This is a genomic window from Pseudomonas sp. 39004, assembly GCF_028682155.1.
Lineage (GTDB): Bacteria > Pseudomonadota > Gammaproteobacteria > Pseudomonadales > Pseudomonadaceae > Aquipseudomonas > Aquipseudomonas capeferrum.
Map to the genome: position 1 here is coordinate 23,285 of NZ_JANIAG010000055.1, position 8,091 is coordinate 31,375.

An 8,091-nucleotide genomic window follows, 5' to 3' on the forward strand; every position below is an offset into this window, starting at 1 on the left:
CAGCCTGCACGCTTCCTTTGGCGCTCAGATCAACTACAGTGCAATCACTCTGCAAAAAGACATAACAAGACGGAGAAATCCCCATGCGAGTAAAGACACGCTTCGCCCTGCTGGTCGCCGCCACATTGGCAGTCAGCACCGCAGCTCAGGCCGCGCCAGTGTTCATCAATATTCTCACCGGTGGAACCAGCGGGGTTTACTACCCGATCGGTGTCGGCTTGTCGCAGATCTACAGCGAGGGTATTGCCGGCGCCAAGACCTCGGTCCAAGCCACCAAGGCCTCGGTGGAAAACCTGAACCTGCTGCAGGCTGGCCGAGGCGAGCTAGCGCTGGCATTGGGCGATTCGGTTGCCGATGCCAAAAACGGCGTGGAAGACGCAGGTTTCAAGACACCGCTGACCAAATTGCGCGCCCTTGGCGGGGCCTACCCCAACTACATCCAAATTGTTGCCAGCAAGGAATCAGGGATCAAGACGCTGGCCGATCTTAAAGGCAAGACGATCTCGGTCGGGGCACCCAAGTCAGGCACAGAGCTGAATGCCCGCGCGATCTTCAAGGCTGCGGGGCTTACGTATCAGGACATGGGTAAAGTGCAGTACCTGCCGTTTGCCGAATCCGTCGAATTGATCAAGAACAGGCAACTGGATGCCACCCTGCAATCGTCCGGGTTGGGCATGGCCGCCATTCGCGACCTGGCCTCGGTCATGCCCCTCAACTACGTTGCCATCCCGCCTGAGGTGGTCACCAAGATTGGTAACCCGGCCTATCAGAGCGAAATGATTCCGGCCAATACGTATGACGGACAAACCGAGGCGGTACCGACGGTTGCCATCACCAACATACTGGTGACCCGCGCAGACATGCCCGATGAAGTCGTCTACGAGATGACCAAACTCCTGTTCGAAAACCTGACACGGTTGGGTAACTCGCATTCGGCAGCCAAGGACATCAAACTGGAAAGTGCAGCCAAGAATCTGCCCATTGCACTGCACCCAGGCGCCGAACGCTACTACAAGGAAAAGGGCGCGCTGTAGCTGCACGTGGCGCAGTGGGTGGTAGTGCCGCTGCGCCATCGATTTTTTCCCGTGTGGCCATGAGGCAGGCAATCAATGAGTGACGAGCATCAGGGTATTTCCGCGAACCCGCGGGACTGGCCAAGAACCTTGTTTTATGTAGCGTTGCTGTTTTCGATTTTCCAGATCGTCACCGCAGCCTTCTCCCCCCTCTCAAGCCAGGTGCTGCGTGCAGTACACGTCGGTTTCCTGCTCTGGGTGGTATTCCTCAGCTATCCAGCCCATGGCCAGGCCCGCCCCTGGCAACCGCTGGCCTGGCTGCTCAGCCTGGCTGGCATCGTCACCGCGCTGTATCAATGGGTGTTCGAGGCAGACCTGATCCAGCGCTCCGGCGACCTGACGCCAGCTGACATGGTGATCGGCGTGCTGCTGATCGCGCTGATCTTCGAAGCCGCTCGACGGGTGATGGGCATTGCACTGCCAATCATCTGTGGATTGTTCCTGGCCTACGGCTTGTTCGGTGAATACTTGCCCGGCGAACTGGCCCACCGAGGCTATGGTTTCGACCAGGTCATCAATCAACTGTCCTTCGGCACTGAAGGGCTCTATGGGACACCCACCTACGTTTCGGCTACCTATATCTTCTTGTTCATCCTGTTCGGCGCCTTCCTGGAGCAAGCAGGCATGATCAAGCTGTTTACCGACTTCGCCATGGGCTTGTTCGGTCACAAGCTGGGAGGACCGGCCAAGGTCGCCGTCGCTTCATCCGCGTTGATGGGGACCATCACTGGCTCAGGCATTGCCAACGTGGTGACCACGGGGCAATTCACCATCCCGCTGATGAAGCGCTTTGGTTATCGGGCCGCATTTGCCGGCGGCGTGGAAGCTACCTCCAGCATGGGCAGCCAGATAATGCCGCCAGTCATGGGCGCGGTTGCCTTCATCATGGCCGAAACCATCAATGTGCCGTTCGTGGAAATTGCCAAAGCGGCGTTGATACCCGCCATGCTGTATTTCGGCTCGGTGTTCTGGATGGTCCATCTGGAGGCCAAGCGTTCCAACCTCAAAGGCTTGCCCAAAGACCAATGCCCCAGCGCTTTCGGCGCGGTAAAGGAAAGCTGGTACCTGCTGATTCCTCTAGTAGTGCTGGTTTACCTGCTGTTTTCCGGGCGTACCCCGCTGTTCTCCGGCATGGTCGGGTTAGCCTTGACCGCCATTGTCATCCTCGGCTCGGCGATCATTCTCAGGGTGCAGAGCTTCGGCTTGCGCTGTGCATTCTGGATTGCGCTGGGTATTCTCTGCACAGGCTTTTTTCAACTCGGTATCGGTGTGATTTTTGCGGTCGTTGCCGTGCTGATGGTGTTTTGCTGGTTTATCAAGGGCGGCCGGGAAACCCTGACCATTTGCCTGCACGCGTTGGTCGAAGGTGCACGGCATGCGGTTCCGGTGGGGATCGCCTGCGCACTGGTGGGGGTGATCATCGGCATCGTCTCGCTCACAGGCGTTGCTTCAACCTTTGCCGGTTACATATTGGCGATCGGCCGGGAGAACCTGCTGCTGTCACTGATATTGACGATGATCACCTGCTTGGTGCTAGGCATGGGTATCCCAACCATCCCCAACTACATCATCACCAGCTCGATCGCAGCCCCTGCGCTGCTGGAACTGGGCGTGCCGCTAATTGTGTCGCACATGTTCGTGTTCTATTTCGGGATCCTCGCCGATCTGACCCCACCGGTCGCCCTCGCCTGTTTCGCCGCAGCCCCCATCGCCAAAGAAAGCGGATTCAAGATCAGCCTGTGGGCGGTACGCATTGCCCTGGCAGGTTTCGTCATCCCATTCATGGCGGTCTATAACCCGGCGCTGATGCTGCAGGGCGATAATCTGTGGATGACGGCCTACATGTTGATCAAGACCCTTCTGGCAGTCGGCCTCTGGGGAGTAGCGTCCACCGGTTACCTGCAACAGAAAATGGCCATCTGGGAGCGCTTGTTGAGTTTGGGTGCGGGGGCCTTGTTGATCGTGGCGCTGCCGCTGACCGACGAGATCGGTTTCGCGCTTGGGATTCTGGTATTGCTGCAGCATGTCTGGAGGTCCAGGCACGCAGGGACGGCGAACGCATGATCGGCTTGTGCCTGGGGCTGGATGGCGGGGTCTGGGCGCAACTGCCGGTGTCCCATTTCACCCTGGCATGGAATCACAGCATCGAGAAGATACGCTGGGAGGAAGACTATCGCCTCACCCGCGAAGGCCTGGTGTTGGAAGGCGCCAGGATTCGAGGTAATGGTGCAGGCATGGAGATACCCGATGATGCTCGATTGGAGCTGGGCAGTTGGCATTTCAAGCGCACATTGCCGCCCCTGCAACCTTTGAAACTAGGACGCACCCCCGAAGCTGGCGACTATCAGCTATGCCTTGAGCAGGTGTGTCACGCCATGAGCCATTGGGTTGGACCGCCCTCAACCACCCAGCCCTTCATACAGCTGTGGCGTTGCGAGACAGATGGACATTCGGTACGGAACACCCATTCCTATCGAGCCACCTACTGAAAGCCGCCGCGCTGTAGCAGACGCTCTGCATTGGGCGTCTTATCGATCGTACTGATGATTACTATCGAGCCGCGCGCCTGTGTGGTGGCGCCAACCCACTCGTATAATCGCCTTCAATTTTCGCCCTCTCCTCGCCTGCTGCAGGCGACATCCCCCTTGGAACCCAGCATCATGCCAAGCGACAGCCAGGCCCCTAGCGGCCTTCCCGAACATAACCAACAAAGCGTCAAACAGCAGTGGCTGGCGATTCTTTCGGTCGCCGTGGGTGCCTTCGCCCTGGTCACCAGTGAATTTCTGCCGGTGGGCGTGCTCAACGACGTTGCCAGCGACCTCGGCATCAGCGCAGGCCAGGCCGGCCTGATGGTGACCCTGCCCGGCATCATGGCCGCCCTCGCCGCCCCTTTGCTGTCGGTCGGCATTGGCGCCATGGACCGCCGTTACCTGCTGATCGGCCTGACGCTGATCATGATCATCGCCAACGCGGTGGTGGCCTACGCCAGTGACTTCAGCCTGCTGCTGTTCGGCCGCGTCCTGCTGGGCGTGAGCATCGGCGGCTTCTGGGCCACGGCCATTGCCCTCAGCGGCCGCCTGGCACCCAAAGGCGTGGGCGTTGCCCAGGCCACCTCTATCATCATGGTCGGGGTAACCCTGGCCACCGTGCTGGGCGTGCCCGTGGGCACCTGGCTGAGTGGCCTGATGGGCTGGCGCATGACCTTCCTGGTTACCGCGCTGGTGGGCGTGCCGGTGCTGCTGGCGCAGGTCCTGCTGCTACCGCGGCTCAACCCGGACAAGGCCATCCGCATCAGTGACCTGCCGGCCCTGTTCATCAACCCACAAGCGCGGGTTGGGTTGATTGCGGTATTGCTGATTGGCCTGGCGCACTTTGCCGCGTACACCTATGTGGCACCCTTCTTCAAACAGAACGCCGGCTTCGATGGGCCGACGATTGGCTCGCTGCTGTTGCTGTATGGCGTGGCCGGGGTAATCGGCAACATCTTCGCCGGCTTCGCCGCCAACCGCAGCGTGCGCCACACCCTGATGCTGGTGGCCGTGATGATTGGCGTCAGCACCGCCCTGTTCCCCCACTTCGCCACGGGCATGACCGGCGCTGCAATGTTGATCGCACTGTGGGGCTTCGCCTTCGGCGCCTTCCCGGCGTGCGCCAGTATCTGGATGTTTGTGGTCGCGCCAAAGGATGTCGAACGCGGCATGCCCCTGTTCGTGGCGATGTTCCAGGTGATTATTGCGCTGGGCTCGTTCTTTGGCGGGCAGATCGTCGACCAGTTGGGCAGCTCGGTGCTATTGAGCCTGGCCACGGCGCTGGTGGGCTGCGGCTTTGTCACCGTGCTGGTGCTGGGGCGTAGCGTCACTAACCGATTGGCCGTTCAGCCCTGCTGACAGGCCGTAGTAAAAAACCGGCATCAATCCCCGAGCGGGTACTCACCCGCTCCGGCGTTCGTCCACCTTGCCGCTGTGGCCATTTCGCCACATGAAGGTGTATGAATAAAAGTTAACGGAACCTGCTTGGCAAATGGGTTAGTTTCTCATTAACAGTTAGAAACACTTCCCGTTAGCATCTACGCCCCAGGACTTCCCCTTGAAACGCCACCTCCCCGCCAGTCTCCTGCTGGCCGGCGCGTGCAGCGCCATGCCCATTGTTCATGCGGCCGACGACCTCACACTGCCTGCCACCCAGATCGAAAGCACCCGGGACAGCGGCGACGGCCCAAGCCAGGGCTATGAAGGCAAGCCATCGACCAGCACCACCAAACTGGGCCTGACCGACAAGCAAACGCCACAAGCAGTGACGACCATCACCCGGCAGGAGCTGGACGATTTCAAGATCACCGGTATCAAGGACGCGCTGCGTGCAGCGCCGTCGGTGACCGTGGAGCAAACCGAAAGCGACCGTACCGAGTTCACCTCGCGCGGCTTTGACATCAATACGTTCGAATACGACGGCATGGGCATGCCCTTCGTAAGCACGGTGCTGGTAGGCGACCAGGACCTGGCCGAGTACGAGCAGATCGACGTGCTGCACGGCGCCAATGGTTTGATGAGTGGCGCGGGCAACCCGTCCGCCACGGTCAACTTCGTGCGCAAACGCCCGACCGACACCTTCCAGGCACAGATCGACACCAGTGTCGGCTCTTGGGACAGCCGTCGCGTGGACGTCGACGTTGCCGGCCCACTTACTGATGCCGGCAATGTGCGTGGCCGTTTCATCTACTCCCATGACAAGGGCAACTCATGGATGGACCGTTACAGCCACGAGCGCAACGTTGCCGCAGGCCTGCTGGCATTCGACGTGTCCGACACCGACACCGTGACGGTGGGTTTTTCCCAGCACAACAGCGACTCCAACGGCAGCACCTGGGGCAACCTGCCGCTGGTCGACAGCGCGGGCAATGCCATCCACTACAGCGGCCGCAGTAACAGCATCGGCCAACCGTGGACCTACTGGAACCTGCACACCCAGCGCACGTTCGTCGAACTCAAGCATGACTTTGGCAATGACTGGAACGCCACGCTCACCGCCACCGGTGTGCAGGAAAAGCAGAACACCAACATGCTGTACGTCGGCTCGGTCAGCGGTGACGACGCCCTGGCGTATGCCAACCACACCAGCAGCGAAGCTCACCAACTGCTGGGCGAGGCCAAGGTGCAGGGGCCGTTCAGCCTGTTCGGGCGCGAGCATCAGCTGACCTTCGGCGCTGCGTATGGGCGCACCCATCAGAAAGGTCACGAGTACGACGAAAACCTGGAAGACGGCAGCGCCTTCAATACCTCGTTCGCGGGCATTCTGGCGGGCACTACGCCCATGCCATCGTTCGGCGTCACCAGCGAAGGCCTGTCGCAAAACTTCGAAGACACGCAGAAGAGCGTATTTGCCGGGGCGCGTTTCAGCTTGGCCGATGACCTGCACTGGATCGTCGGTGCGCGCATGCTCAGCGCCGACGGCAAGGGTGAAAGCTACGGCACCGAGCACTCCACCCGCGCCCACGGCAAAGTGACGCCTTACACCGGCCTGGTCTACGACCTGAATGACGCCTGGAGTGTCTACGGCAGCTGGACCAAGATCTACAACCCGCAATACAACGTGGTTGGCACCGATGGCACCCTGCTCGACCCGCTGGAAGGCAAAAGCATGGAGCTCGGCGTCAAGGGCAGCGTGATGGACGAGCGCCTGCACGTGACGGCTGCGGTGTTCAAGACCGAGCAACGCAATGTGGCCGTGGATGCAGGGTTCGACGGGGTTCAGGAAGTCTACACACCGGGCGACTTCAAGAGCCACGGCGTCGAGTTGCAGGCCTCCGGCGAAGTGGTGCCTGGCCTGGACCTGCTCGGCGGCTACACCTATGTGCGCATCGACGATGACAACGGCGAACGGGCACGCAAATACGTGCCGACGCACAGCGTGCGCGCCATGGCCACCTACCGCCTGCCGGGCCTGCCGCAGATGAAAGTGGGTGCCCGTGCAAGCTGGCAAACCGCAGTGGAAAACGACAGCAACAGCGCCATCCACCAGAACGCTTACGGGTTGGTTGACCTGATGACCAGCTACGACATCGACAGCAACTGGAGCACTTCGCTGAACCTGAACAACGTCACCGACCGCAAATACCTGCTGTCGCTGTACGACAACGCCACCACTGCCAGCTATGGCGCGCCGCGCAACGTGACGGCGTCGGTGACCTGGAATTATTGATCGGGGGTTTGCTTTTCAGTGATGAATAATCAGATTTAAACCCTTCCTTGTAGGCCTTTTCCCAAACATACTCCTGCCGCCTTTTTTCCGTTGCGGCCGCTCAGGCAGCGCTCTAGTCTCGGCCTGTCGCTGCAAACAGCGATCGGCTTTGACAGGCCGCGACGGTACATGGCACAGCTCGTCCTTATGGCGGCTGTACGTGCGGGCACGCTTGCGTGCGCCGGAACTTGCTATGTCCGCCGGTCTGTCAACCCACGTACAGCTGCCACCCTTCTGTTTGACAGCAGGCAGGTGACCGCATCTCTAAAAGGACGTAGTCATGCTCAAGATCGTTCCCGATCCACCCCACAACCACCACTCTCTCGAAGACACCCTCATCCAGGCTGCGGACTACGCGCTGTGCGCACAGACCGTGTGCCCATCAGGCGATTCTGCTGCAGCCCAAATCACCCGTGTCGATCCTTATGATGACGACCATGCATGAGCTGGAGGCGCTGCGTGTGCTGCTTGAGTCGGCGTTGATTCAGGTGCAGATGCCAGCAGAGCCGCGTACTCGGCATTAAGGGCCTATGCAATGTGTTGCCTGGCTTGGCATTTTCAGCGCCTATCAGATCGAGCGCCGCCCGCGCGGCGCATCGCGAGCAAGCTCGCTCCTACATTCGTTTCGGGCCAGTCACGCCTGTGCCAACGCACGCGACCGCCTTGTTTGTGCGACACATTATTGAGGCGGACGCCAAGGGGCCGCGCGCCAATGCCTCAGGAATAATTGGCCCGAAACGGATGTAGGAGCGAGCTTGCTCGCGATGCGCCGCGCGGGCGG

5 protein-coding genes and 1 pseudogene are annotated in these 8,091 nt (G+C 60.3%); all 6 read left to right on the top strand.

Annotated features, from left to right (window positions below; translation table 11 throughout):
* Positions 1 to 83 precede the first annotated feature (83 nt).
* The 6 genes and pseudogenes from NP534_RS12155 to NP534_RS12180 all read left to right on the top strand — a co-directional run bounded on the left by NP534_RS12155 (position 84) and on the right by NP534_RS12180 (position 7,834).
* A complete protein-coding gene (locus tag NP534_RS12155; RefSeq protein ID WP_274098862.1) occupies positions 84 to 1,034 on the top strand; it encodes a TAXI family TRAP transporter solute-binding subunit in 951 nt (316 codons plus the stop codon).
* Positions 1,035 to 1,109: 75 nt separating this feature from the next.
* A complete protein-coding gene (locus NP534_RS12160; RefSeq protein ID WP_274098863.1) occupies positions 1,110 to 3,137 on the top strand; it encodes a TRAP transporter permease in 2,028 nt (675 codons plus the stop codon).
* Positions 3,134 to 3,562: a DUF1850 domain-containing protein gene (locus tag NP534_RS12165; protein WP_274098864.1), complete on the top strand. Its 429-nt coding sequence runs from the start codon at positions 3,134 to 3,136 to the stop codon at positions 3,560 to 3,562. The genes NP534_RS12160 and NP534_RS12165 overlap by 4 nt, the downstream gene beginning before the upstream one ends.
* A gap of 171 nt (positions 3,563 to 3,733) precedes the next feature.
* Positions 3,734 to 4,960, top strand: coding sequence for an MFS transporter (locus NP534_RS12170; RefSeq protein ID WP_033700140.1), 1,227 nt, complete (start codon positions 3,734 to 3,736; stop codon positions 4,958 to 4,960).
* A 250-nt stretch (positions 4,961 to 5,210) separates the two neighbouring features.
* Entirely contained in the window at positions 5,211 to 7,271 is a 2,061-nt protein-coding gene (locus NP534_RS12175; protein WP_274098865.1) for a TonB-dependent siderophore receptor, read from the top strand.
* Positions 7,272 to 7,590: 319 nt separating this feature from the next.
* Positions 7,591 to 7,834, top strand: a pseudogene (locus NP534_RS12180) (hypothetical protein).
* Positions 7,835 to 8,091 lie beyond the last annotated feature (257 nt).

Bases quoted from the DNA above. Each gene is read 5' to 3' on its own strand.
- NP534_RS12170 (WP_033700140.1), top strand. From the start codon at position 3,734: ATGCCAAGCGACAGCCAGGCCCCTAGCGGCCTTCCCGAACATAACCAA.
- NP534_RS12160 (WP_274098863.1), top strand. From the start codon at position 1,110: ATGAGTGACGAGCATCAGGGTATTTCCGCGAACCCGCGGGACTGGCCA.
- NP534_RS12165 (WP_274098864.1), top strand. From the start codon at position 3,134: ATGATCGGCTTGTGCCTGGGGCTGGATGGCGGGGTCTGGGCGCAACTG.
- NP534_RS12155 (WP_274098862.1), top strand. From the start codon at position 84: ATGCGAGTAAAGACACGCTTCGCCCTGCTGGTCGCCGCCACATTGGCA.
- NP534_RS12175 (WP_274098865.1), top strand. From the start codon at position 5,211: ATGCCCATTGTTCATGCGGCCGACGACCTCACACTGCCTGCCACCCAG.